The 22,953-nt window shown below is 67.4% G+C and carries 26 protein-coding genes; 13 read left to right on the plus strand and 13 right to left on the minus strand.

Going from position 1 to position 22,953, the window contains the following annotated elements; translation table 11 throughout:
• Window positions 1-63: 63 nt before the first annotated feature.
• The 4 genes from HRC28_RS15920 to HRC28_RS15935 are packed head-to-tail and all read left to right on the plus strand — an operon-like array spanning window position 64 to window position 2,578.
• Window positions 64-732 carry a lysophospholipid acyltransferase family protein gene (locus tag HRC28_RS15920; protein ID WP_182376447.1) on the plus strand — a complete coding sequence of 223 codons (669 nt, stop codon included), beginning with the start codon at window positions 64-66 and terminating at the stop codon, window positions 730-732.
• Window positions 733-775: 43 nt separating this feature from the next.
• Complete coding sequence (locus HRC28_RS15925; RefSeq protein WP_182376448.1) at window positions 776-1,186, plus strand: hypothetical protein; 411 nt, start codon at window positions 776-778, stop codon at window positions 1,184-1,186.
• Window positions 1,187-1,238: 52 nt separating this feature from the next.
• A complete protein-coding gene (locus HRC28_RS15930) occupies window positions 1,239-1,997 on the plus strand; it encodes a GTP pyrophosphokinase family protein (RefSeq protein ID WP_237111519.1) in 759 nt (252 codons plus the stop codon).
• 14 nt (window positions 1,998-2,011) lie between these two features.
• The gene (locus HRC28_RS15935) at window positions 2,012-2,578 is read left to right on the plus strand and encodes an SMI1/KNR4 family protein (RefSeq protein WP_182376450.1); all 567 of its coding nucleotides are present in this window, start codon (window positions 2,012-2,014) and stop codon (window positions 2,576-2,578) included.
• 21 nt (window positions 2,579-2,599) lie between these two features.
• Here the strand turns inward: HRC28_RS15935 and HRC28_RS15940 are convergent, their stop codons facing one another.
• The 5 genes from HRC28_RS15940 to HRC28_RS15960 form a co-directional block, all read right to left on the minus strand.
• On the minus strand, window positions 2,600-4,357 hold the full coding sequence (locus tag HRC28_RS15940; protein ID WP_182376451.1) for a DUF429 domain-containing protein: 1,758 nt from the start codon (window positions 4,355-4,357) through the stop codon (window positions 2,600-2,602).
• Between the two features lie 48 nt (window positions 4,358-4,405).
• Window positions 4,406-4,993: a PepSY domain-containing protein gene (locus tag HRC28_RS15945; RefSeq protein ID WP_182376452.1), complete on the minus strand. Its 588-nt coding sequence runs from the start codon at window positions 4,991-4,993 to the stop codon at window positions 4,406-4,408.
• A gap of 98 nt (window positions 4,994-5,091) precedes the next feature.
• The gene (locus tag HRC28_RS15950) at window positions 5,092-6,468 is read right to left on the minus strand and encodes an ATP-binding protein (RefSeq protein WP_202033094.1); all 1,377 of its coding nucleotides are present in this window, start codon (window positions 6,466-6,468) and stop codon (window positions 5,092-5,094) included.
• A complete protein-coding gene (locus tag HRC28_RS15955) occupies window positions 6,461-7,138 on the minus strand; it encodes a response regulator transcription factor (protein WP_182376453.1) in 678 nt (225 codons plus the stop codon). The genes HRC28_RS15950 and HRC28_RS15955 overlap by 8 nt, the downstream gene beginning before the upstream one ends.
• A 78-nt stretch (window positions 7,139-7,216) precedes the next feature.
• Window positions 7,217-8,452 (minus strand): cytochrome P450, encoded by a 1,236-nt coding sequence (locus HRC28_RS15960; RefSeq protein ID WP_182376454.1) that lies wholly within the window; start codon window positions 8,450-8,452, stop codon window positions 7,217-7,219.
• 143 nt (window positions 8,453-8,595) lie between these two features.
• On the opposite strand from HRC28_RS15960, the gene HRC28_RS15965 reads away from it, so the two are divergent.
• Complete coding sequence (locus tag HRC28_RS15965; RefSeq protein ID WP_182376455.1) at window positions 8,596-9,759, plus strand: steroid 3-ketoacyl-CoA thiolase; 1,164 nt, start codon at window positions 8,596-8,598, stop codon at window positions 9,757-9,759.
• A 67-nt stretch (window positions 9,760-9,826) separates the two neighbouring features.
• On the opposite strand, the gene HRC28_RS15970 is transcribed toward HRC28_RS15965, so the two are convergent.
• The 3 genes from HRC28_RS15970 to HRC28_RS15980 are packed head-to-tail and all read right to left on the minus strand — an operon-like array spanning window position 9,827 to window position 12,773.
• Window positions 9,827-11,065, minus strand: coding sequence for a cytochrome P450 (locus tag HRC28_RS15970; RefSeq protein ID WP_182376456.1), 1,239 nt, complete (start codon window positions 11,063-11,065; stop codon window positions 9,827-9,829).
• 53 nt (window positions 11,066-11,118) lie between these two features.
• Window positions 11,119-12,006 (minus strand): SDR family oxidoreductase, encoded by an 888-nt coding sequence (locus tag HRC28_RS15975; RefSeq protein WP_182376457.1) that lies wholly within the window; start codon window positions 12,004-12,006, stop codon window positions 11,119-11,121.
• Window positions 12,003-12,773 carry an SDR family oxidoreductase gene (locus tag HRC28_RS15980; protein WP_182376458.1) on the minus strand — a complete coding sequence of 257 codons (771 nt, stop codon included), beginning with the start codon at window positions 12,771-12,773 and terminating at the stop codon, window positions 12,003-12,005. The genes HRC28_RS15975 and HRC28_RS15980 overlap by 4 nt, the downstream gene beginning before the upstream one ends.
• A 41-nt stretch (window positions 12,774-12,814) precedes the next feature.
• On the opposite strand from HRC28_RS15980, the gene HRC28_RS15985 reads away from it, so the two are divergent.
• Genes HRC28_RS15985 through HRC28_RS16000 form a run of 4 tightly spaced genes read left to right on the plus strand, consistent with a single transcriptional unit; the run spans window position 12,815 to window position 16,312 of the window.
• Window positions 12,815-13,570 (plus strand): enoyl-CoA hydratase family protein, encoded by a 756-nt coding sequence (locus HRC28_RS15985; protein ID WP_182376459.1) that lies wholly within the window; start codon window positions 12,815-12,817, stop codon window positions 13,568-13,570.
• Window positions 13,567-14,466, plus strand: coding sequence for a CoA-transferase (locus HRC28_RS15990; protein WP_237111520.1), 900 nt, complete (start codon window positions 13,567-13,569; stop codon window positions 14,464-14,466). The genes HRC28_RS15985 and HRC28_RS15990 overlap by 4 nt, the downstream gene beginning before the upstream one ends.
• Entirely contained in the window at window positions 14,466-15,248 is a 783-nt protein-coding gene (locus HRC28_RS15995) for a CoA-transferase (protein ID WP_182376460.1), read from the plus strand. Before HRC28_RS15990 ends, HRC28_RS15995 begins: the two co-directional genes overlap by 1 nt.
• Window positions 15,245-16,312, plus strand: coding sequence for a nitronate monooxygenase (locus HRC28_RS16000; RefSeq protein WP_182376461.1), 1,068 nt, complete (start codon window positions 15,245-15,247; stop codon window positions 16,310-16,312). Before HRC28_RS15995 ends, HRC28_RS16000 begins: the two co-directional genes overlap by 4 nt.
• 21 nt (window positions 16,313-16,333) lie before the next feature.
• Here HRC28_RS16000 and HRC28_RS16005 read toward each other — a convergent pair whose 3' ends face one another.
• The gene (locus tag HRC28_RS16005) at window positions 16,334-16,639 is read right to left on the minus strand and encodes a hypothetical protein (protein WP_182376462.1); all 306 of its coding nucleotides are present in this window, start codon (window positions 16,637-16,639) and stop codon (window positions 16,334-16,336) included.
• 245 nt (window positions 16,640-16,884) lie between these two features.
• Between HRC28_RS16005 and HRC28_RS16010 the strand changes: the two genes are divergently transcribed.
• Window positions 16,885-17,133: a hypothetical protein gene (locus HRC28_RS16010; protein ID WP_182376463.1), complete on the plus strand. Its 249-nt coding sequence runs from the start codon at window positions 16,885-16,887 to the stop codon at window positions 17,131-17,133.
• A 116-nt stretch (window positions 17,134-17,249) separates the two neighbouring features.
• On the opposite strand, the gene HRC28_RS16015 is transcribed toward HRC28_RS16010, so the two are convergent.
• Entirely contained in the window at window positions 17,250-17,651 is a 402-nt protein-coding gene (locus tag HRC28_RS16015) for a hypothetical protein (RefSeq protein WP_182376464.1), read from the minus strand.
• 691 nt (window positions 17,652-18,342) lie between these two features.
• Between HRC28_RS16015 and HRC28_RS16020 the strand changes: the two genes are divergently transcribed.
• Complete coding sequence (locus tag HRC28_RS16020; protein ID WP_182376465.1) at window positions 18,343-18,642, plus strand: hypothetical protein; 300 nt, start codon at window positions 18,343-18,345, stop codon at window positions 18,640-18,642.
• 90 nt (window positions 18,643-18,732) lie between these two features.
• On the opposite strand, the gene HRC28_RS16025 is transcribed toward HRC28_RS16020, so the two are convergent.
• Window positions 18,733-20,217 (minus strand): HNH endonuclease signature motif containing protein, encoded by a 1,485-nt coding sequence (locus HRC28_RS16025; RefSeq protein WP_182376466.1) that lies wholly within the window; start codon window positions 20,215-20,217, stop codon window positions 18,733-18,735.
• Window positions 20,218-20,443: 226 nt separating this feature from the next.
• On the opposite strand from HRC28_RS16025, the gene HRC28_RS16030 reads away from it, so the two are divergent.
• Together HRC28_RS16030 and HRC28_RS16035 are read left to right on the plus strand one after the other, a co-directional pair.
• Window positions 20,444-20,845, plus strand: coding sequence for a hypothetical protein (locus HRC28_RS16030; RefSeq protein WP_182376467.1), 402 nt, complete (start codon window positions 20,444-20,446; stop codon window positions 20,843-20,845).
• Entirely contained in the window at window positions 20,842-21,912 is a 1,071-nt protein-coding gene (locus HRC28_RS16035; protein ID WP_182376468.1) for a dipeptidase, read from the plus strand. The genes HRC28_RS16030 and HRC28_RS16035 overlap by 4 nt, the downstream gene beginning before the upstream one ends.
• A 4-nt stretch (window positions 21,913-21,916) precedes the next feature.
• On the opposite strand, the gene HRC28_RS16040 is transcribed toward HRC28_RS16035, so the two are convergent.
• Together HRC28_RS16040 and HRC28_RS16045 are read right to left on the minus strand one after the other, a co-directional pair.
• Entirely contained in the window at window positions 21,917-22,549 is a 633-nt protein-coding gene (locus HRC28_RS16040) for a hypothetical protein (RefSeq protein ID WP_182376469.1), read from the minus strand.
• Window positions 22,550-22,596: 47 nt separating this feature from the next.
• Window positions 22,597-22,905 carry a hypothetical protein gene (locus HRC28_RS16045; RefSeq protein ID WP_182376470.1) on the minus strand — a complete coding sequence of 103 codons (309 nt, stop codon included), beginning with the start codon at window positions 22,903-22,905 and terminating at the stop codon, window positions 22,597-22,599.
• Between the last annotated feature and the right edge of the window lie 48 nt (window positions 22,906-22,953).

Below are 22,953 nucleotides of genomic sequence, written 5' to 3' on the forward strand. Positions count from 1 at the left end.
CTTACCGAGCCCACCCCTCGGCGCCGGTCGTACGACGTCCGGCAGGCCTTCTACTCTGGACCCGTGCTCTACGAGGTTCTCCACACCATCGTCCCTCCCGTCGCGCGCGCGGTCTGGCGGCCGACGATCGAGGGCATCGAGCACGTCCCGATGTCGGGACCGGTTCTCATCGCGAGCAACCACCTCAGCTTCGCGGACAGCGTGGTGATCCCGATCGTGGCGCCCCGCAAGGTGGTGTTCCTGGCGAAGGCGGAGTACTTCACCGGGGCGGGGATCAAGGGCCGGGCGAGCAAGATCTGGTTCGAGGGCCTCGGGATGGTGCCCGTCGACCGCAGCGACACCCAGGCTGCCCTCAAGTCCCTCGACATCGCTCTTGAGGTGCTCGGCCGAGGCGAGGCATTCGGGATCTATCCGGAGGGCACCCGTTCGCGCGACGGCAAGCTCTACCGCGGCCGCACCGGCATCGCACAGCTCGCCCTGACGGCGGGTGTCCCGGTGGTGCCCGTCGGTTTGATCGGCACCGAGAACCTGCAGCCGGTGGATGGTGCCCTGCCGAAGCGCGCGAAGGTGACGGTCCGCTTCGGCAAGCCGCTCGACTTCAAGGGCCGATTCGACGGCGTACCGGCGGGCCGGGCGCGCCGCCAGGTCACCGACGAGATCATGGACGCGATCCACGCCCTCACCGGCCAGGAGCGGGTCGAGGCGTACAACGAGCGCCCCATCGACGCCTGACAATCCTTCGGCGCTCACTGCGATCCTGCGACAGGATGAGCGCGTGACCGATCCCCGCCTGGCGAGCCTGTGGACCTCCTACGTCCCTGCCTACGGCGTCGTCCGCCACGTGTTCTCGCGGGGCGACTTCGCCGCCCAGTTCGACGACCTCAACAGCGATTACCGCGAGGTCTGCCTCACGATCCTCGAGTGGCACAAGGGCGACTGGGCCGAGGTCACCTCCGACGACGACTGCGGTCTCCCGGAGCAAGGCGAGTGGTCCAACAGCGGTTGGGTGAACGCCCTTCGGGGTGGCCGTGCCTGGTCCGTTGGGCGTGGGCAGCCCAACGGAGAGGTCTCCGTGCGCCTCCATGGCAAGGAGTACGTCGCCCGGACAGACTCCGGCGGGTGGTGGCTGGTCGTGGTGCGAGCCCGCAAGCCGGAGCATGTCCCATTCCGTTGGCCCGGCCGCTGACGGCTTGGGTGATCAGGGATGCTGGACGCTGACCTTCCAGGAGGACCGTCACGTGAGCGCCATCGAGACCACCCCGACCGACGCCGTACCCCTGCTGCCGCCCGCACGCACCGGGTCCGACCTGCTCCGCGAACTCTTCGTCGGACTGCTCGGCAACGAAGCCACCGATGCACAGACCGATGACCTCGCTGCCCAGTTGCGCGACCTCCAGGTCGGGATGGCGCGGTTCCGGATGCGCTACCAGTTCGCGCTGGACGAGGTGACGACGAAGATCTCGATCCTTCGGGAGGAGTTCGAGCAGTCGCACGACCACAGCCCCATCGAGCACGTGCGCACGCGGCTCAAGTCCGTGGAGAGCCTGTTCGCGAAGGTCGCCAGGATCGACTGCGAGCCAACCCTCGAGGACATCGAGGTCAAGATCCGCGACATCGCCGGGATCCGGGTCGTCTGCCCGTTCGTCTCGGACGTCTACTGGATCAGCGACATGCTCACCGGTCAGCCGGACGTCACGGTGCTCGAGGTCGAGGACTACATCCGCTCCCCCAAGCCCAACGGGTACCGCAGCCTGCACCTGATCATCCGGGTGCCGGTGTTCCTGTCCGACCGCACCGAGCACGTGCCGGTCGAACTGCAGATCCGCACCATCGCGATGGACTTCTGGGCCAGCGTCGAGCACTCGATCTACTACAAGTACGACGGCATCGTCCCCGCGTCGCTGCTCGACGAACTGCACAAGGCCGCCGACACCGCCTCGTCCCTCGACCAGACCATGGGCCGGCTGCGGACCGAGGTGCGCGAGCTCGGCGCCTGAGCCAGACTGGCTCCATGGCTGAAGCTGCAGAACTGGCTGCACGCCTCGATGCCCTGGCCGATGCCTTCGGGCACCACGGGTACGACGTCCGCAGCAACCTTCTTCCGGGAGCAACGACGGACGAACTCGACGCGCTGGAGACCAGCCTCGACGTGACCCTGCCGGCGGCGTACCGCGACCTCTACCGATGGAGGGCCGGGACGGCTGACGAGTGGGGAACGGCCCCTCGCCTTCGCTTCCGCGACGAGGGCCTTCTCCCGCTTTCGCGGGTGCGTGAGGAGCGGGACAGCCTGGTCGAGGTCTATGGCTGGTTCGAGGGGGTCGACGTCCGCACGGTGGTGCCCCTTGCCACCTTCGAAGGCTCGACCCTCGCCGTGGCCTGTGGCCCCCAAGCTCTCACGCCGCTCGCCGAGCACCCGGTCATCTGCTTCTTCCACGGCATTGATGTCTACTACGACTCGATCGAGTCGATGGTCGAGACCGCGATCGCCTGGGTCTCGCAGCCCCACTGGGCTCCGTACGTTCCGACACCCAACGAAGACGAGATCTGGCGTCGGCACAACCGGTCCATCGAGTTCTGAGCAGGAGCGGCCACCCTCGAATCAGGCCGAGGAGGGCCGCATCTTCACCAGCCGGGCGCGCAGCGCCGGCACCCGGTCCGCGTTGGCACGCAGGTCGACGTACGTGTCGCCGTACACCCACAGCAGCGCGTCATCGAGCCGCCGTACGGCGCCCGGCGGGTAGCGGTAGTCCATCCGCTCCTTGAGCGCCTCACCGTCCACGGACCGCAGCGTCTCGCCGAGTTCATTGAGCGAGGTGATGCCCAGCTCCAGCACCAGTGCGGAGATCCACGTGTAGTGGTCGGTACGTGACCAGCCGGAGTCGGAGTACTGCCCGGCCAGGAAGGCCGCCAGTTCGCGCGGGCTGATCCGTGGGTCGTCGTCCTCTGGTTCGTCGCTCGGTCCGGTCATCCCGGACTGCAGTCGGTCGCGGATCGTGGAGAACTCACGGTCGGCAAGCTCGAGCAGGCCGGCGGCCAGGGTGAACCGGCGGTCGAGGTCGGGGACGTACTCGTCGGGGATGGTGCCCTTGTAGCGGATGTCGTGCTCGAACTCCGCCCACGCGTGCTGGAGGACGGTGCGCACCTGGATCTGCGCCTGCCTCCCCCTCAGCACCTCGAACTCGTCGTGGCCCTCCCGCGCCGGGTCGAGGCCGACCAGCAGGTGCCGGCTGGCGTAGCCCCAGCGCCCTTCGCTGGCCGTCTCACGGCCCATGTCGCGGTCATCGTGGACGACCACCTGGTCCTCCATGAGGTCAGCCACGGCCTGGACGTCGCTGTGCACGTAGGTGATGACGCGGATGCCGATCTGGTCGGTGATCTGGCGCAACGGATCATCGAAGACCGGCTTGCCGTCGGCCATCCGCGCCGCCTTCGCAGCGAAGGAGGACACGGACTTCGCGCGGCCGGTGACGGTCAGGTAGTTGATGCCCGCTTCGTCGAGGATCGACGTGACGAGCTGGACGAACTGGTCGGTCGCCTGACGCAACTGGGGCTGGACCTCGGCGTACTCACGGATCGCAGCGCCCGCTCCGCTCGCCACCACCGTGGCGGTCCTGGGGGCCGGCACCAGGTCCGCCGGGAGCGCGGGCGTGACGATGTAGCCGGTCTCGAAGTCGCCATAGGTGACGGTCTGCTCGGGCCGCCGCGTGGCGTACAGCGCGACGTAGGCGCAGATGACCGCGTCGACCTGGTCCTCGACGACCCGCAACTCACTCTTGCGCTCAGCCGTCTCGACCTCCTGCCGCAGAGCGGCCCAGGCGGCATTCGAGACGGTCATGGGCGGCTCGGCAGCGACGAGTCCCTCGACCAGACCGACCAGCACGAGCAGCTCCGCCCGGAGCTGCTCGAAGTCGCGGCCGGGCTTGTTCTTGTACTTGAGCGTCCGGCCCAGGCGGAACAACGCGACGGTCGCTGGATGCGGATAGACCTCGATCGCACGACGCGCGCGACCCGACCGGGGGTTCATGTCGAGGCCTAGACGGCCCGCGATGCGCGCTCCTCGCGGCTGACTGCTGAACTCCGGTTTGCCGGTGTTCGAGGGGTGCGCACCGGCATCGAAGCGGGCGAAGTCCTTGTTCAGTTCGGCCTCCGCGGGGCGGTTGCCGGTCTTGTTGACCACGATCAGCGGCGCGTCGATGGCGACGAGGCAGTCCCCGTCGACGTACGACGACAGCGCCTCGACGATCTCGTCGTCACTGGTCACCGTGGCCACCGACACCAACTGGCCGTCCGCATCAAGGACGGCCAGGCCGGTGGGCTTGCGGTCGCCCCACGCGAGGTCGACTCCGACGAAATGCATAAGGGGCAGCCTGCCCTACCGGCTGCCCCCATGCGTGGTGGACATGGATCAGTTGTCGGCGATCTTGTTCAGCACCTTGAAGTTGACGTCCAGGTCGACGTCCCATTCGACGTTGTTCTTGTCGAGCACCTCGACGTCGTAGGCCGCACCGCGGTCGTCGCTCGCCTCGACGTCACGGACCGTTCCGCCACCGACCGCAGCGAGGGCAGCCTTCTCGGCGGACGCCCGCTCGGTGGCGCTGAGAACGCGGTCGTCAGCGTCCGGGGTGTCATTGACGTCATCCGCGTCGACGTCGTTGTCGCGGTCGCCGGCGCGGTCATCACGGTCGTCGTCAACGTCATCGACGTCCTTGCCGACAACCTTGAGGTTCTCGTCGAGCGTCACGTCGATCTCGCTGCCATCGGCGCGACGGACCTCGACCTCGTAGGCCTCGCCGAGGTCGTCGCTGGTCTCGACGTCGACAGCCTCGCCGCCGCCGACGGCGCTGGTGGCCGCGCTGGCGACCCGGTTGCGCTCGTCGCCCTTGACGTCGTTGTCAGCGGTGGCGGTCCAGATCGTTCCGCCCACGGCCAGGACCGCGATGGCGGCGATGGCGGGGAGGACGATGCGCTTGCGGCGGAGGGTGCTGGTCTTCATGAGGGTGCCTTTCGGGCTGTTTTCTCGGGGTCCTGACTGGATGAACCCAGCCTCTCCCGACCTCGCTGAAGCCAGCCTGAACGTGCCTGAAAGCCCGTTCAGGAAGCGGATTCGGCCGGAAGGCGCACCCCGAAGCAGGCCCCGCCGAGGGGCGACGTCGCCACCTGCACGGTTCCGCCGTGGGTCGCCACGATCTCGCTGACGATCGCCAGACCGAGGCCACTGCCTCCAGCGTCGCGAGCACGCGCCTCGTCGAGCCGCACGAAGCGTTCGAACACCCGCTGGCGGTCTGCCTCGGGGATGCCGATGCCGTCATCCTCGACGACGAGCTCGACTCCGCCGTCCACCTCGCGCACGGCGATGGCGATCGCTGCGTCGGCGTGCCGCGCCGCGTTGTCGACGAGGTTGCGGACCACCTGGGCCAGGGCCACCTGGTCGCCGCGCACCCGTCCTGCGCCGATGGCCGAGGTGTCGACGGCCAGTCCCGTCCGACGGATCCGGCGCGCCTCAGACAGTGCCAGGTCATCGAGATCGACCTCCTGGGAGCGCCGTGGGGCGCCCTCGTCCGCACGGGTCAGCAACAGGAGCTGCTCGACGAGGCGCTGCATCCGCGCGCCCTCCTCGAGTACGGCGTCCGCGAGCTCACCTTCGGGCAGCGCACCGGGATGCGTCCTGGCCACCTCGGCCGTCTGCCGGATGCTCGCGAGAGGAGAACGCAGCTCGTGGGACGCATCCGCCACGAACTGCTGTTGCTTCGTGCGGGAGTCCTCCAGACGACCGAGCATCTGGTTCATCGTCTGCGCGAGACGGTGGATCTCGTCCTGTGCAGGCGGTTCGGGGACGCGCCGGTCCAGCCGGTCACCGGTGATCTGCTCGACCTCCCGCCGGATCCGCTCGACTGGAGCCAACGCGCGCGTGACCACGATCCAGGTTGTCCCGCCCAGCAGCAGGAGCAGCAGCGGGAGCCCGATCGCGAGCGGGCCGATGAGCGCAGCGGTCGATTCGTCGACGTCCTCCAGTGACACGGCCACCACGACGTCGTACTCGGTGCCGGAGAGGTCTGCCTTCTCGCTCACCACCAGGTAGCGGTGGTCTCCCTCGGGCAGGTCCACGGCGTCGCCGTCTTCCCGTGGCAGGGCAGGAAGGAGCGGCTGCGAACTGCGCACCACAGCGCCGTCGGCACCGAGCACCTGCCACACGAGTTCGTCGGGCTCGACCTCGTCATCGTCGTCCGGTTCGTCGTCGCCGTCGCCGACCTCGGCGGTCCCGGACTCCGGCAGTCCACCGAACTCGATCTGGTCCACCAACTCCGACACCCGCTGGTCGGCTGTCGTCTCGACGCCGTCGCGCAATGACCCGCGGACCAGCGCGACGAGCGCCATGCCGCCCAGGAGCAGCACGACCGCCACGACGAGCACGGCTGCTGCCGTCGTACGCATCCGCACCGAGGCCCGGCGCCAGAACACGTCAGCCACCGTCGCTCGCCAGGCGGTAGCCGGCTCCGCGGATGGTCTGGATCGCGTCGCGCTCGAAGGGGCGGTCGATCTTGTTGCGCAGGTGGCGGACGTAGACCTCGACGATATTGGGATCCCCCTCGAAGTCGACGTCCCACACAGCCTCGAGGATCTGCCGCTTCGACACGACGTCACCCTGATGGCGGGCGAGGAAGGCCAGCAACGAGAACTCGCGGGCCGTCAGCTCGACCTCGGTCTCGCCGCGCCAGACGCGCCGAGCAGCGGGGTCGACCCGGAGGTCACCGACAGCGAGTTCGGTCGGCCGCTCCCGCGCACCGCGCCGGGCCACCGCACGCAGGCGCGCCACCAGTACCGGGAACGAGAACGGCTTGGTGAGGTAGTCATCGGCACCGGTGTCGAGTCCCTCGACCTGGTCCCACTCGCCGTCCTTGGCCGTCAGCATCAGGATCGGCGTCCAGTTCTTCTCGGCGCGTAGGGTCTCGCAGACCTTGTAGCCGTTGATCCCGGGCAGCATCAGGTCGAGCACGATCGCGTCGTACTCGTTCTCGCGGGCCATCCAGAGCCCGTCGGTGCCGTCATGGGCGACATCGACGGCGAAGCCCTCCGCCTCCAACCCCAGCTTGAGGGAACGCGCGAGCCGTTGCTCGTCATCGACGACGAGAACGCGCATGGCAGACCTCCGGTGCTGGAAACAGTTCAGGGCGGTCCCATTGTCGTGGAACCACCCTGAACCTGCGCTGAAGGGAGATCAGGCGTACTTGACCTGCATCTCCTTGATCGCGTTGAGCCAGCCGGAGCGCAGCCGCTTCGGCTCCTCGGCCAACTGGATGTCGGGCGCCAGGTCGGCGAGCGCATCGAAGATCAGCTTGATCTCCATCCGGGCCAGGTTGGCGCCGATGCAGTAGTGGGCACCGTGGCCACCGAACGCGACGTGCGGGTTCTTCTCGCGGGTGATGTCGAAGGTGAACGGGTCGTCGAAGACGGTCTCGTCGAAGTTGGCCGAGGCGTAGAAGATGCCCACGCGGGCACCCTTCTTGACCTCCTGGCCGGCGACGACGACGTCGTTCTTGGCCGTGCGCTGGAACACCGTGACCGGCGTCGACCAGCGGATGATCTCGTCGATCATCGTGTCGGGGCGCTCCTTCTTCCACAGCTCCCACTGGTCGGGGTGCTGGAAGAACGCGTGCATGCCGTGGCTGATCGCGTTGCGGGTCGTCTCGTTGCCGGCCACGGCCAGCAGGATGACGAAGAACCCGAACTCGTCGTTGGTGAGCGCACCGTGGTCGTCGTCCTGGCCGACACTGACGAGCTTGGTGACGATGTCGTCCTGCGGGTTGGCGCGGCGCTCGTTGGCGAGTGCGTCGAAGTAGACGAGGAGCTCCATCGACGCGGTGGCCGGGTCGGAGGTGTTGTCCGGGTCGTCGTAACCCATCATCGAGTTGGACCACTCGAAGATCTTCTTGCGGTCCTCGTGCGGGACTCCCAGGAAGTCGGCGATGGCCTGGAGCGGCAGCTCGGCGGCGAGGTCCTCGACGAAGTCGCCTGCGCCGCGATCCACGGACTCCTGCACGATCTCGTACGCGCGGGCGCGCAGGTTCTCCTTGAGGCTGGCGATCGCACGCGGCGTGAAGCCGCGGGACACGATGCCGCGCATCTTGGTGTGGTCCGGCGGGTCGTGGTGGATCAGCATCGCCCGCTGGACCTCGACCTGGTCGCGCGTCATGTCCTCGGCGAACCTGATGATCACGCCATTCTCGGCGGTGGACCAGTTCTCGTTGTCCTTGGAGATCTCCCGAACCTCCTGGTGCCGGGTGCAAGCCCAGTAGCCGGTGTCCAGGAAGCCCGCGCGGGCTTCGGGCGGTTGTTCGATCCACCGGATCGGCTCGTTCGCACGCAACGAGCGGAACTCCTCGTGCGGCAGTGCGACCGCGTTGATGTCAGGGTTGGTCGGGTCCCAACCCGCCGGAAGGAGAAGCTCGGTCACGCGCCGGACCTTTCAGTAATGGAACACGTTCTAGTTCCGCCCACAGTACAAAGCGTTGCCCGGGAACGAAAGGGTTTCGCGAAGCGTGTTTGACCATCGGGACGAAACGAGAACCTGTTCTAGTTCGGTGGTAGCCTGCCCCCATGGGTACCCCTGTCATCGTCGATGCCGTCCGCACTCCCCTGGGCAAGCGAAAGGGCTGGCTCGCCGGCCTCCATCCCGCCCAGACCCTCGGTTTCATCCAGGCCGAAGTGCTCCGTCGCGCCGGGGTCGACCCGGCGCTCGTCGAGCAGGTCATCGGCGGCTGTGTCACTCAGGCGGGCGAACAGTCCAACGGCATGGTGCGCCGCGCCTGGCTGTACGCCGGCCTCGCGCAGGCCACCGCCGGTACGTCGCTCGACGCCCAGTGCGGCTCGGGGCAGCAGGCCACGCACCTGATCAACGACATGGTCGCCGCCGGGTCCATCGACGTCGGCATCGCCTGCGGCGTGGAGATGATGTCCCGCATCCCGCTGGGCGCCAACGTGCCTCCGGGCATGGGCGACCCGCGTCCCGCCGACTGGTCGATCGACATGCCCAACCAGTTCGAAGCCGCCGACCGGATCGCGAAGCACCGTGGCATCTCGCGGGCCGACCTCGAGGCCCTCGGCCTCGCTTCGCAGGCCAAGGCACGCGCCGCCGTCGACGAGGGCCGCTTCAAGCGCGAGATCGCGGCCATCGAGGCGCCCGTGCTGGACGCCGAGGGCAACCCGACCGGCGAGACCCGACTGATCGACACCGATCAGGGCCTGCGCGACACCACGCTCGAGGGCCTGGCGAGCCTCAGGTCCGTCCTGCCCGACGGCCTGCACACGGCCGGTACGTCGTCGCAGATCTCCGACGGCGCCGCGGCCCTGCTGATCATGGACGAGGACAAGGCCCGCTCCCTCGGCCTGACCCCGCGCGCCCGGATCGTGTCGCAGACCCTCATCGGATCCGACCCCTACTTCCACCTCGACGGCCCGGTCGACGCGACCCAGCGCCTGCTCGACCGCACCGGGATGTCGATCAGCGACTTCGACCTGTTCGAGGTCAACGAGGCCTTCGCGTCGGTCGTCCTGTCGTGGGCCGGCGTGCACGGCGTCGACATGGACAAGGTCAACGTCAACGGCGGCGCGATCGCCCTGGGCCACCCCGTGGGCGCGACCGGCGTCCGGCTCATCACCACCGCGCTGCACGAACTGGAGCGCCGCGACCAGTCCACCGCACTGATCTCGATGTGCGCGGGCGGCGCGATGGCGACAGGCACGATCATCGAGCGGATCTGATCCGGCCCCATCCGGAGACAGAACAAGAGGCGGTGTCCCCCCAGGGGGACACCGCCTCTTTGTTTGATCAGCGGTAGCTGACCGGCATGTCCTTGACGCCGTTGATCCAGCCGCTCCGCAGCTTCGTGGGCTCGCCAGTCAGGCTGACCTTCGCGTCGCGGTCGGCAAGGGCATCGAAGATCAGCTTGACTTCGAGCCGGGCCAGATTGGCGCCGATGCAGTAGTGCGCACCGTGGCCACCGAACGCCTGGTGCGGGTTGGTCTCCCGCAGGATGTTGAACGTGAACGGGTCCTCGAAGACGTCCTCGTCGTAGTTGGCCGACGCATAGAACAGGCCGACGCGGTCGCCCTCCTTGATCTGCCGACCGCTGATCTCGAGGTCCCGCTTGGCGGTGCGCTGGAAGACCGTGACCGGCGTGGCCCAGCGGATGATCTCGTCGACAGCGGTGTCAGGGCGCTGGCTCCGGTAGAGCTCCCACTGGTCCGGGTTGTCGATGAACGCCTTCATGCCGAGCGTGATGGCGTTGCGCGTGGTCTCGTTGCCGGCCACCGCCAGCAGGATCATGAAGAAGCCGAACTCGTCGTCCGTGAGGCCGTTGCCGTCGACGTCCGCCGAGACCAGCTTGGTGACGATGTCGTCCTGGGGGTTTCGACGACGGTCGTCGGCGAGCGCCATGGAGTACGCGAGGATCTCCATGAACGCGGTCATCTGGTCGCCGCCGAGCTCCGGGTCGTCGTACGACAGCATCTGGTTGGACCACTCGAAGAGCTTTCCGCGGTCCTCTTGTGGGACGCCGAGGAGCTGGGCAATGGCCTGGAGCGGGAGCTCGGCGGCAATGTCCGTGACGAAGTTCCCGGACTCCTTCGCGAGCGCCTCGTCCACGATCTTCTCGGCGCGCTCCTTGAGCCATTCGTGGAGGCTGCTGACGGCGCGCGGCGTGAAGGCGCGGGAGATGATCTGGCGCAGCTTCGTGTGCTCGGCCGAGTCGTGGTTGATCAGCAGGAAGCGGGTCTGCTCGAGCTCCTCGCGCGTCATGTCGGGCGCGAAACGAATGATCACGCCGTTCTCGTACGTCGAGAAGTCGGCCTGGTTCTTCGAGACCGCGGCGACGTCGGCATGCTTGCTGAGCGCCCAGTAGCCGGTGTCGAGGAACCCGGCCCGCGCACCCGGGTCGGCCTGCTCGATCCAGCTCACCGGAGCCGTCTGACGGAGCGCCAGGAGCTCCTCGTGCGGCATCCGCTGACGCAGGATGTCCGGGTCCGTCGGATCGAAGTTCGTCAGCATCGGGGCCTCAACAGCAGTCATGACCCCGACGCTACACACTTTCGTGCAGAAACGAAAGCCTTTCGTAAACGTGGCTAGCTACCCGTTCCGTAGACCGGCTCCGGCACCGGCGCCTCGGCCAGCAGTTGACGCAGGACGGGGCCGACAGAGGTCGCCTCCCAGCGCTGTCCGTTGTCGCGGGACGGGCCGTGCGACCAGCCGTTCTCGACCGTGACGACGCTGCCGTCGATCTCGATGACGCGACCGGTGACGTCGCCGGCCTCCTCGGACGCGAGCCAGGCCACGACCGGCGAGTTGTCCTCGGGAAGCGCCATGGCTGACGTGTCGAAAGCACCCTCAGTCATCCGCGTCTTGGCGACCGGTGCGATGGCGTTGACCGTGACGCCGTACCGGCTCATCTCGACAGCTGCCACCAGCGTCATGCCGGCAATGCCGGCCTTGGCTGCGGAGTACGTCGTCTGGCCGAGCGAGCCCTGGAGGCCCGCACCCGACGAGGTGTTGATGACCCGGGCCGCACGCTGGCGGCCCTCCTTGGCCTCGGCCCGCCAGTACGCACCGGCGTGGCGCAACGGCGCGAAGTGCCCCTTGAGGTGCACCCGGACCACCGAGTCCCACTCCTCCTCGGAGGTGTTGATCAGCATCCGGTCGCGCAGGAAGCCGGCATTGTTGACCAGGATGTCGAGTCCACCGAAGGTGTCGATCGCCTGGCGCACCATCGCCTCGGCGGCCGCGAAGTCGGCGACGTCGGCGCCGTTGACCACAGCCTCGCCGCCCATGGCCTCGATCTCGGCGACGACCTCATGGGCCGGCGACTCCTGCGTACCCTCGCCCGCAGCCGAGACGCCGTAGTCGTTGACGACGACCTTCGCGCCGTGACGCGCCAACTCCAGCGCGTGAGCGCGACCGATCCCGCGTCCCGCACCCGTCACGATTGCGACGCGACCTTCCAGCAACCTGCTCACTTGTTGTTCTCCTTGTTCTGGGCGATGTGAAGGAAGACCGGCTGCTCTCCCCCGCCATGGCAGGCGAGCTGGGCACCGGAGACGTACGACGACAGGTCGCTGGCCAGGAAGGCTGCCACCCGTCCGATCTCCGCGACATCGGCCATCCGACCGAGCGGGATCGTGCGTTCAATGAGGACAACGGTCTCGTCGCCGCCGTAGTGGTCGGCGGTGTCGGGCGTACGGACCAGCCCGACGTCGATCGCGTTGACCCGGACCTTGGGACCCCACTCCTGGGCCAGCGAGGTCGTGAGCGAGTCGAGCCCGGCCTTCGCAGCGCCGTACGCCGCCGTCCCCGGGGACGGACGGAGTCCGGACACGGACGAGATGTTGATGATCGAGCCACCGGTGGGCTGGTCCTGCATCACGCGGTTGGCCGCCTGGCTGACCAGGAGCGCGGACATCAGGTTGAGGCCGATGATCTTGTCGTGGAAGCGCGGCGACGCCTCCGCCGCGAGCGCGTACGGCGCCCCGCCGGCGTTGTTCACGACGACATCGAGGCGCCCGAACTCCTCGGCAATGCCTGCCACGAGCGCATCGACGGACTCGGGATCGCGCACGTCGCAGATCCGGTGCGTGGCTCCGACCGGCGGCGTCGCTTCGGACCGGCCGCAGGTGACGACCGTGGCGCCAGCTTCGAGCAGCACCTCGGTGATGCCGCGGCCGATGCCCTTCGCGCCGCCGGTGACGAGGGCGACCCGCCCGGCGAGATCGAGTTGGAGTGACATGCTGGCACCCTACCAAGCAAATGCTTGGTAGGGTGCTTCCCATGACGGTTTCCAGTGAACTGCGCGACGACGGCATCCGCGTCGTCACCATGAACGCGCCCCCGGTCAACGCCCTCACCGTGCAGGGCTGGTTCGACGTGGCGGCGGCTCTCGACGAGGCGAGCGCGGACCTGGCGACCAAGGTCGTGGTCCTGCGCGCCGAGGGCAAGGGCTTCAACGCCGGCGTCGACATCAAGGAGATGCAGAACACCACCGGGTTCGACGCACTGATCGGCGCCAACAAGGGCTGCTTCGCTGCGTTCAAGGCTGTCTACGAGTGCGCGGTCCCCGTCATCGCGGTCGTCAACGGTTTCTGCGTGGGTGGCGGGGTCGGCCTGGTCGGCAACGCCGACATCGTGGTGGCCAGCGATGACGCCTACTTCGGTGTCCCGGAGGTCAAGCAGGGTGCGCTGGGCGCGGCCACCCACATGGCGCGGCTGGTCCCGCAGCAGATGATGCGCGCGCTGTACTTCACCGCGGCGACCATCCCCGCCACCGAGCTGCACCGCTTTGGCTCGGTCTACCGGCTGGCTCCCCGCGACGAGCTCGATGCCGTCGCACTCGAGGTCGCCGCGTCGATCGCCGACAAGGACACCCGGGTCATCCGGGCCGCGAAGGAAGCGTTGAACGGGATCGAGCCCGTCGACGTGAACAAGAGCTACCGGTTCGAGCAGGGGTTCACCTTCGAGCTCAACCTCGCCGGTGTCAGTGACGAGCTTCGCGACGAGTTCGCGGGAACGGAAAAGGCCAAGAAGTGACCAAGCCTCGCGACAAGCAGATGACGATCGACGAGGTCGTCGCCCAGCTCTCCGACGGAATGACGATCGGCATCGGCGGTTGGGGTCCGCGGCGCAAGCCGATGGCCCTGGTCCGCGCGATCCTGCGCTCCGACCTCAAGGACCTGACCATCGTCAGCTGGGGCGGCGCCGACGTCGGCCTGCTCGCCCGGGCCGGCAAGATCCGCAAGCTCGTGTACGCGTTCGTCTCGCTGGACTCGATCCCGCTGGAGCCCAACTTCCAGCGCGCGCGCCAGAACGGCACGATCCCCGAGATCGTCGAGCTCGACGAAGGCATGTTCCAGACCGGCCTGTACGCCGCAGCCCAGCGCCTCCCGTTCCTGCCGATGCGCGCCGGCCTCGGCTCCGACGTGCTGGTCAACAACGCGTGGATCAAGACCGTCGCGTCGCCGTACGCCGACGAGAACGGCGACTTCGAGGAGCTCACCGCCGTCCCGGCGCTCAAGCTCGACGTCGCCCTGGTGCACCTGAACCGCGCGGACGTCCACGGCAACGCGACCTACCTCGGGCCCGACCCGTACTTCGACGACCTGTTCGTGCAGGCCGCCGACAAGGCGTTCGTATCGGTCGAGCAGATCGTCGACACGGCCGGCCTCACGGTCGACACCCCGGTCCAGCGCCTCCTGATCAGCCGGATGATGGTCGACGGTGTCGTCGAGACGCCCAACGGCGCTCACTTCACGGTCTGCACCCCGGACTACGAGCGCGACGAGAAGTTCCAGAAGGCGTACGCCGCCGCGGCGGGCGGGTCCGATGAGGACTGGGCCGCGTTCGAGGAGCGATTCCTGTCCGGCGACGAAGACGCCTACCAGGCAGCGGTTGCTGCCTTCCACGCCGAGCTCGAAGGAGCAAAGTGATGACCGAGTTCTCTCGCGCAGATGTGTGCGCTGCCGCCATCGCCGACGCATTCAAGGACGACGGCGAGATCTTCGCCTCCCCCATGGGCATGTTGCCGATGCTGGGTGTCCGGCTCGCCCGGCTCACGTCCAATCCCGATCTGGTGATCTCCGACGGCGAGTCACTCTTCCTCGGCGGGACTCCCCCGCTGTTCGCGAAGGCCGATGTCGTCGAGGGCTGGATCCCGTTCCGCCGCGTCTTCGACGTCGTCGCCTACGGCAAGCGCCACGTGATGATGGGCGCGACCCAGGTCGACCGCCAGGGCAACCAGAACATTTCTGCGATCGGTGACTTCGCCCAGCCGAAGCGCCAACTGCTCGGCTCCCGCGGTGCGCCCGGCAACACGGTGAACAACCGGACGTCGTACTGGGTCCCGAAGCACAACACCCGGGTCTTCGTGGAGAACGTCGACATCGTCTCCGGCGTCGGGCCCTCTCGTGCGAAGGCCGCCGGTCCGGGTGCCTCGAAGTACAACGACATCCACCGGATCGTCACCAACCTGGGCGTGTTCGACGTCAAGGGTGCCGACGACACCGTCCGACTGCTCTCCGTCCACCCGGGTGTGAACGTCGAGGAGATCGTCGAGGCGACCGGTTTCGTGCTGGACATCCCGGCCGACGTACCGACGACGCGCGAGCCGTCCCTCGAGGAACTGATCATCATCCGCGAGGTGCTCGACCCCAAGGGTCTGCGCTTCCGCGAGGTGCCGGAGCCGGTCACAACGGATGGAGCCGCGACGTGATCGCGCAACAGATCCGGACGCCGTTCACCGACCTGGTCGGCGTACCGCACCCGATCGTGCAGACCGGCATGGGTTGGGTGTCCGGCCCGCGTCTTGTCTCCGGCACCGCCGAGGCCGGCGGTCTCGGCATTCTCGCTTCGGCAACGATGACCTTCGAGGAGCTCGAGAAGGCGATCGTCGAGACCAAGAACCGCACGGACAAGCCTTTCGGCGTGAACCTCCGCGCCGACGCCGGCGATGCGCCTGCGCGCTGCCAGCTCCTCATCGAGTACGGCGTCAAGGTCGCCTCGTTCGCCCTTGCGCCGAAGCCCGAGCTGATCGCAAAGCTGAAGGAACACGACATCGTCGTGATGCCGTCGATCGGCGCGGCGAAGCACGCCAAGAAGGTCGCCGCGTGGGGTGCGGACGCCGTCATGGTGCAGGGCGGCGAGGGTGGGGGCCACACCGGAGCCATCCCGACGACGCTCCTGTTGCCGACGGTGCTGGACGCGGTCGACATCCCCGTCATCGCGGCCGGTGGCTTCTTCGACGGCCGCGGCCTCGCCGCCGCGTTGTCGTACGGCGCCGCCGGCGTCGGCATGGGCACCCGCTTCCTGCTCACCCAGGACAGCGCGGTGCCGGATGCGGTCAAGCACCTCTACCTGGAGAAGGGCCTGACCGACACCGTCGTCACCGCCAAGGTCGACGGCATGCCGCACCGGATGCTGCGCACCGAGTTGGTCGAGTCGCTCGAGGAGACCTCGGCCGTACGCCGCCTCGGCCCGACCGCGCGTCGCACCCTGGAGTTCAAGAAGTCGTCAGGCATGTCCTGGACCGAGCTGCTCAAGGACGGCCGGGCCATGAAGAAGGCCCAGGGCCGCACCCTTGGCCAGATGGCCCTCGCCGCCAACACCCCCACCATGCTGCGCGCCGGCCTCGTCGAGGGCGACACGTCCGCGGGCGTGCTGGCCAGCGGCCAGGTCGTCGGCGTCATCGACGACCTGCCCACGTGTCAGGAACTGATCGAGCGGATCGTCGTGCAGGCGGCGGCAGAACTGCGGCGGGGGTCGTCGTACCTGGTCTGAGATTCGCAGGCGCCGACGGGTCTACCTGTTCGTCGGAACGCGAGCCCGGTCAGCGCGGATCCCGATGTGCCGGGCAATGAAGGCGATCCCCATTCCTAGCTGTGCCACACCAAGCCACGTCGCGTCGCTGACTGCGATGTTGAGGCCCGCGAGCGCGACGAACACCAGGCCCAGCACAAGCCAGATGAGTTGTGTGCTCCCTGCTCTTGGCAACCGCGCGTCTTCTGGACCACGAGGCGTGTGCAGCCGTGAGCGCCAGAACAGAATGATTCCGAAAATGGCGAGCCACACCAAGAGAGCGATGAGTACCTCGAGAGCGAGCGCCACACCTGAAGTCTAGGAGCGAAGCGGATCCCTTGGTTGCTTGTTGGTCGCGCCATACGTCCGTTGCGCTCGCAGGGCGGCATGTGCGTGCGGGTGCGGCCTCATGCGACATGATCGGTTCCATGCTGATCACCGTGCGCGAGTCGACGGAAGCTACGCATCGAACAGTGACCTGCGAGACGTCAGTCGGACTGTTGATCGGACGTTGGCGAGGCGTGAAACCACCTCTCATTGGGGAGGCGCAACACGTGGAACTCGATGCACACGGCGACCTTGTATGGGAGGCAGGGGCTTCCATCACCAGTCCAGACGGTGTCAGTGAGGACGGTCAGTTGCTTGTTGGCATCGTCGAGGACATCGAGGGCGAGTCGGTGGTCTTAAGGGTTGGAGAAGGGCTGTTGTTGCTTGAGGTCCAAGGAGTTCCGCCACTCGGGGTCTTGGGTTCCGAAGTTGCCGTGAGACCTTCCTGCTTCGAGATCTGGCCAATCGACCTGTGATCTGACAGCGGCATGTGAGTGCGTCGAGGTTGTGGCGACAGCCCTAGTGCGTTCGCGAGGTACGAGAGCCGTCAGGCTTGACCTCTACCCAATCGATCAGGTGTTGCTGGGGAGGCTCAAGGCCGTCGCCGAGCACCTTCTCCGGCGCGATGCGAAAGTTCTCTACAGAAGTCAACGACGTCCATGGTTCGCGCGCGCTCCAGGAGATTGACTGCGTGAGAATCGGCCGGGCCCAGATGAGAGTGTGCGAACACCTGTACTGGCCGGCCATCAAGACGGTCGTAAACGATCACGTTGCACCAGCGCTTCGGGTTGTACACGATGAGGGTCAACCCGAGACTGGCGAGGCCAACGAAGAACTGGCGTAGAGCTACTGCGAATTTGCGCCACGGAGAGACGTACTCGTATTCGGCGCGGATGCCGAACCACCGCGATGCGGTCACGCCCGTCGATGGAGCGTTCACGACACCACCGTCCTCGTCGCAGCGAGCAATGCTGCTCACTTCACCGTCGGCCACCCGACCATCATAGGTTGTCTGAATGCGCTCCAACCGTGTTCGCATCACGGGTGGTCCGCACCGTCCCGACAGCGGAATGTACGGGCCGTTCGCCTCGCTGCGGCAACGTCCGACACTTCCTAAACTGCAGACCCGCCTTGGTCCGCCAGTGCCAGCCACTCGGGGTAGTCGTGGCGGTCTCCCTCGTCACTGAGGCACAACATGACGTGCCCGTCGGCGGCATGAGCGCTCCAGCGCGAGGGTTCGCGCAGGAGAGCGCTCGCGTCCACTGCCGCCAGGACCAGGTAGGAGTCCTTTCGAGTCGCACCTGCGCGCCACGTGGCATCGGATAGCAGGAGAGGAGGGTCTGCATCCGCGATCAGGTCGATCCAGCCCGCTCGGTGCCAAGGTGTCAGGGCGGCCTGGCACTCGCGTGGCAGCCAAGGGCCGTGCACGACGTCGCGCCCGTCACCGTGAAGGTCGGTGACTTGATGGGTCACCTCGTGCAGGAAGGCTTGCTCCCGCACGAGGCAGTACATCTCCGACACCAGATCGGACCAACGTTGGGAGTCCACAACTTGCAGTCTGCCGCTTCGGCCGAATGCGCGCTCCTCGGCACGGCCGCGCGCTCGGCGGCAGAGTCGGGCGCTTCTGAAGAAGCCCGCGTGGGAACCTAGAGCTCTAGCCCGGACGACGAAGACAGGCCAAGAGGATGAGCGAGGATCAACGCGCAGCGGACGTGTACGCGGCGTCAATCTTCAAGCTCGGAGGCCCGCCCTGGTGGAGTTGGCTCGACGCGTTCCTGTTCTTTCTGCCCGACTTGCTTGAGGAAGCGATGACTGACCGGTTCACCGTTGTCGTCACGAGACGCGGCAGTGGCGGAACAGTCGGAGTTGCGTCCGCGGCGAGACGGCGGACGATAGCGGCCAAGCTGGCTCAGGTGCGGACCGATCTGGATCACATGAGTCCCGCTGGGTTCAGCACCAAGTACGACCTGGCCGAGATCGACTAGCGCAGGCAGCGCAGATCCCCGCCCCACCAGCGGCATGTCAGTGCGCCTGGAGGCGAGCGATGCGATCCCTGTGAGCGGGGTGGTTTGGTGTCACTCAGTGGCAGCAAGCCACCCCAATGACGGACGATCACGCGGACCGACGCTCGGTTGGAACTGCGCGCACATCGACATGTACGCGCGTGCCCGGTGTGCGCGCACCAATGCGCTCCTGGCATGCCACTGGCCCAGCTGGTGGGCGGGTGCGGGACGGGGATTTAATCGGCGGGGTCGACGAGGCGGGGTGGGTCGAGGGGCTTGGGTGCCGTCGGGTCCGACGAGGAAGTGGTGGCCGTTCGGGCTGATCCACAGGTAATGCCCGGGTAGGACGATCACGTAGCGCCAGTTGGAGAAGGTCTTGGCGCGGTGATGTCGTCGGCATCCGGGCGCGAGGTTGCAGGTGCAGGTCGGGCCGCCCTTGTTGTGCGGGACCACATGATCGAGATCGCACTTCGCCGCTGGCCTGCCGCACCAAGGGAACCGGCACGAATGGTCGCGGAGCTCGACCCGCCTGCGGATCCGGTCGGGGATCTCGTAGGAGTCGACCGGGACGCAGTCGGCGAGATCGATCACCGGCCGCACGATCACGGTGGTGTCGCGGGCGCGGAGCCATTCCTTGATCTGCGCGGTGGAGATCGGGGTGCGGCCTTGGTCCCAGCGGCCGACCGGGTTCGCGAACGGGTCGTCCTCATCGTCAGAGGTGAGCGCGGTGTCGGTGATGTGGACGCTCAGTTCGACCTTGCGGCCGTGTGACTCGGCCACGACTTCACCGGTCTCTTCGTCGGCGAACAGCAGGTCCAGGGACAGGTCCTGACGGGCCATGTCGCCAACGGACTTGGAGCGGCGGACGTCGAAGGAGTCGGTGTCACCGAGCTGTCCCCGGATCTTGGCTCGACGCGACAACGCGAGGTCGAAGTCATGGGCATCCGCGGCATCCAGAACCGAGTGGGACTCGACCTGCCCGTTCGCGTCGACCTCACCGACGTCGACCCGGCGGGCATCGGCGGCGGCCTGGCGCTCGGCTTCGGCGCGTTCGGGGTCGAACCTGATCACCGCTTCCTGAACCAGCCGTTCGAGCTGTGCCCACCCCACGCCACCGACCGCAGCGAGTTGGCGGTCCACGAACGCAGCCGCTTCGGCGTTGAGGGGCCGGGTGAGGTCGGCGATGCGTTCGGCCCGCCACGGCTCCAACCGGCCCTCGATGACCGAGGTGTAGATCCCGGGGAGGCGCCAGGCGCACTCGATGATCCGCCCGACGTACCCACGACCACCGTCAGGGGACCTGCCGAGCACGGCGACGAGTTCCATCAGGTTGAACTCGGACACCAACGGTGCACCGGCGCCGGCGATCGGGACACCGGTGTCGATGACACCGTCGACGATGGTCGCGGCATGCTCGGGGCTCGTGACGATGTTGCGCCTGGCCCAGGTCGCGATGTCGATCCATTCCTTGACCAGCGCAGCCTGGCGGACCTTGACGCCCTTGCTGAGATCGGACAGCAGCGCCCGGTCAGAGCGGGTGTCGGTTCCGAGATCCATACATGTATTAGATCACCGACCACCGACATCGCGAAGCGGCGGAAACCCGCCTGTGGACAGGGGAAAGTCCCCACCAAGCCTGTGGAGAGTTGATGGACTGGCCGGGGGTTTCGAGGCTCGCTTCGCTCGCACCTCAACCACCGGGCTCGCCGAGTTGGCTCGCACCTCAACCACCGGGTACCCCTCGCCACTGCTGCCAGACTCCCCCATCCGTCATGCTGGGCCCATGCGATTCACCGAGCACGAGCTGACCGTTGCCCTGACCGGGGCAGCCAAGACCGTGGTCGCTGCGAACCGCAAGGTGCGCAAGGGCGGCAAGGACATCGACACCGTGTGGAACGAGATGGACCGCCACCAGCGGTACAAGGTGCTCGACGCCCTCGGCGACCAGATCCTGCCGGTACTGGTCGCACTCCCGGACGTTGAGGTCGAGCCGGGGACGCGGCCGTCGTACACGAACAGCCAGGTGACCGAGACGATCACCGGGCTCGTCGGTGACGAACTGGGCAAGTTGCGCCGAGCAGTGGTGATCAAGGCCCGGACGTCGCTGGTGCAGACCGCACTCGCGAGCGTTCCGCCGCGTCTGGACCCCGATGCCTTGATCAATGCGTCCGGCGAACCGACATGACATCGACCCGACCGGCCTACACCCATCCCGTTGCACAGCAGGCACACGACCTGTCACAGATCATCGACGGGCACAACGACCTGGCCTGGTCCTCGCGGACAGTGGCCGGCTACACCGTCGACGGACTCGACGGGCCCGAGCACCCGTTCAAGACCGACATCAACCGACTGCGTGCCGGTGGGGTCGGCGCACAGTTCTGGTCCGTGTACTCCCAGGGCGGCCTTCCGCCGTCCGAAGCGGTCCAGTACACCCTGGAACAGATCGACTTCATCCACCGCCTGGTCCGCCGTTACCCCGACACCTTCGTCCTTGCGCGCACCGGATCCGAGATCCGAACCGCATGGGAACGTGGACAGATCGCATCGCTGCTGGGTGCCGAAGGCGGGAACAGCATCGGCGGGTCCCTCGCGGTGCTGCGCGTCCTGGCGGGTCTGGGGGTCAAGTACCTGACGCTCACCCACAACCACAACACCCCTTGGGCCGACTCGGCCACGGACGTTCGGGCCCACGGAGGGCTCACTGGCTTCGGCCGCGAAGTGGTGGCCGAGATGAACCGGCTCGGCGTGTTGGCCGACCTCTCGCACGCCTCGTTCGACACCATGCGACAGACCCTCGACGTCAGTTCCGCCCCCGTCATCTTCAGTCACTCGTCGTCCCATCAGGTCTGTCCGCACCCGCGGAACGTCCCTGACGACGTACTCGGTCGGCTCTCCACCAACGGAGGCATTCTGATGGTGGCGTTCGTGCCCGAATTCGTCAGCGCGGACTACTGGTACTGGCACGACCAGGGCAAGCACGGCGCCCGTCCACCGGTGACGGTCGACCAGGTCGCCGATCACATCGAGCACGCCCGGGAGGTTGCCGGGATCGACCACGTCGGCCTCGGGTCCGACTACGACGGCGGCGGCGACTTCCCTGACGACATGGGCGACGTCAGCGGGTTCGCTGTCCTCATCGACCGCCTGGCCGAGCGCGGCTGGAGCGCGCGCGAACTCGCGAAGCTCATGGGCGGAAACATCCTCCGTGTCCTTGACGACACAGCCGAAGCAACCGTCACCCACGCGTAGCCCACTACCCGCCCGGCGGGCTCGTTCCGTACGGGTCGACGGGTGCACCATCCCCGGTCGTCGGCAGGTCGCCGCGCGTGACCGGGGACGACGGCGACGCAGGCGACGCGGATGACCCGTCCTGGCGCCGAGCGTCGAGCGCGGCCTTGGTCAGGGAATCCCGGTCCACCGCCGTTGAAGGGGCGCCAACGGTCAGATGGAAGCCGTCATGGCGTACGACGTACTCCTGCCAACCGCCGCCGGTGCGGTACCACCCGTCGGCGTCCGGCTCACACGACTCGACGGCGGCCGCCTCGCCGCCGCTCGAGCCGCTCAGGGGGTCACGCTCGCAACGTGCCTCGTCGTAGGAGCCGCCCTTGACGTCGAAACGGACGTGGACGGTGAACGGTTGTTTCGTGGGCACGTACACCGCGCCGTAGTCGGAGTCGCCGAACACGGCAGCGGACTGCTCCGCCAGTTCGAATCCGGGCAACTCGATGGTGTGCACCAGGTCTGGGTCGACACCCTGGCTCAACACCCGCTGGTACGTGTCGTCGGGCAGAGGGGCCGGGCCACCCTCTGCGCCACTGGGTTCGGTGCCGCAGCCACTGAGGAGCAGCAGGCTGAGGGCGAAGGCGAAGGCGCTCTTGTTACGCATGTCGCGACCGTAGGTCGGAATCGCTCTGCCTCCCTGAGCCCGTGGGCTCATCCGTCCCTGGACTCGCGACGCTCCTGCAGGCGCTGCTGCGCGGCCTCGAGGAACTCCAGGCACGGCGCGTCGCTCGCGGGGTGCTTCTCGCGAAGATGGAAGATCCAGCGGTCCATCGCGGCCATGAAGCCGTTGTCCTCGCCGGGGCGCAGTGTCGACCAGTGGATGTGGCCACGGACCGTGCATTCCGCGCAGTTGATCTTGTAGACGAACTGGTCGTTCGCGTCGACGTCGATCTTCACCTTGGAGAGCGGACCGGCCTGTACGGCGGCCTTCCTCTCACGAGCGGAGCGGCTCGCAACCATGTCGTCCCCCTCGGGTGTTCGGCCTGTCGAGCCTACCGGCCGCCGTTC

The organism is Nocardioides sp. WS12 (assembly GCF_014108865.1).
Classification (GTDB): domain Bacteria; phylum Actinomycetota; class Actinomycetes; order Propionibacteriales; family Nocardioidaceae; genus Nocardioides.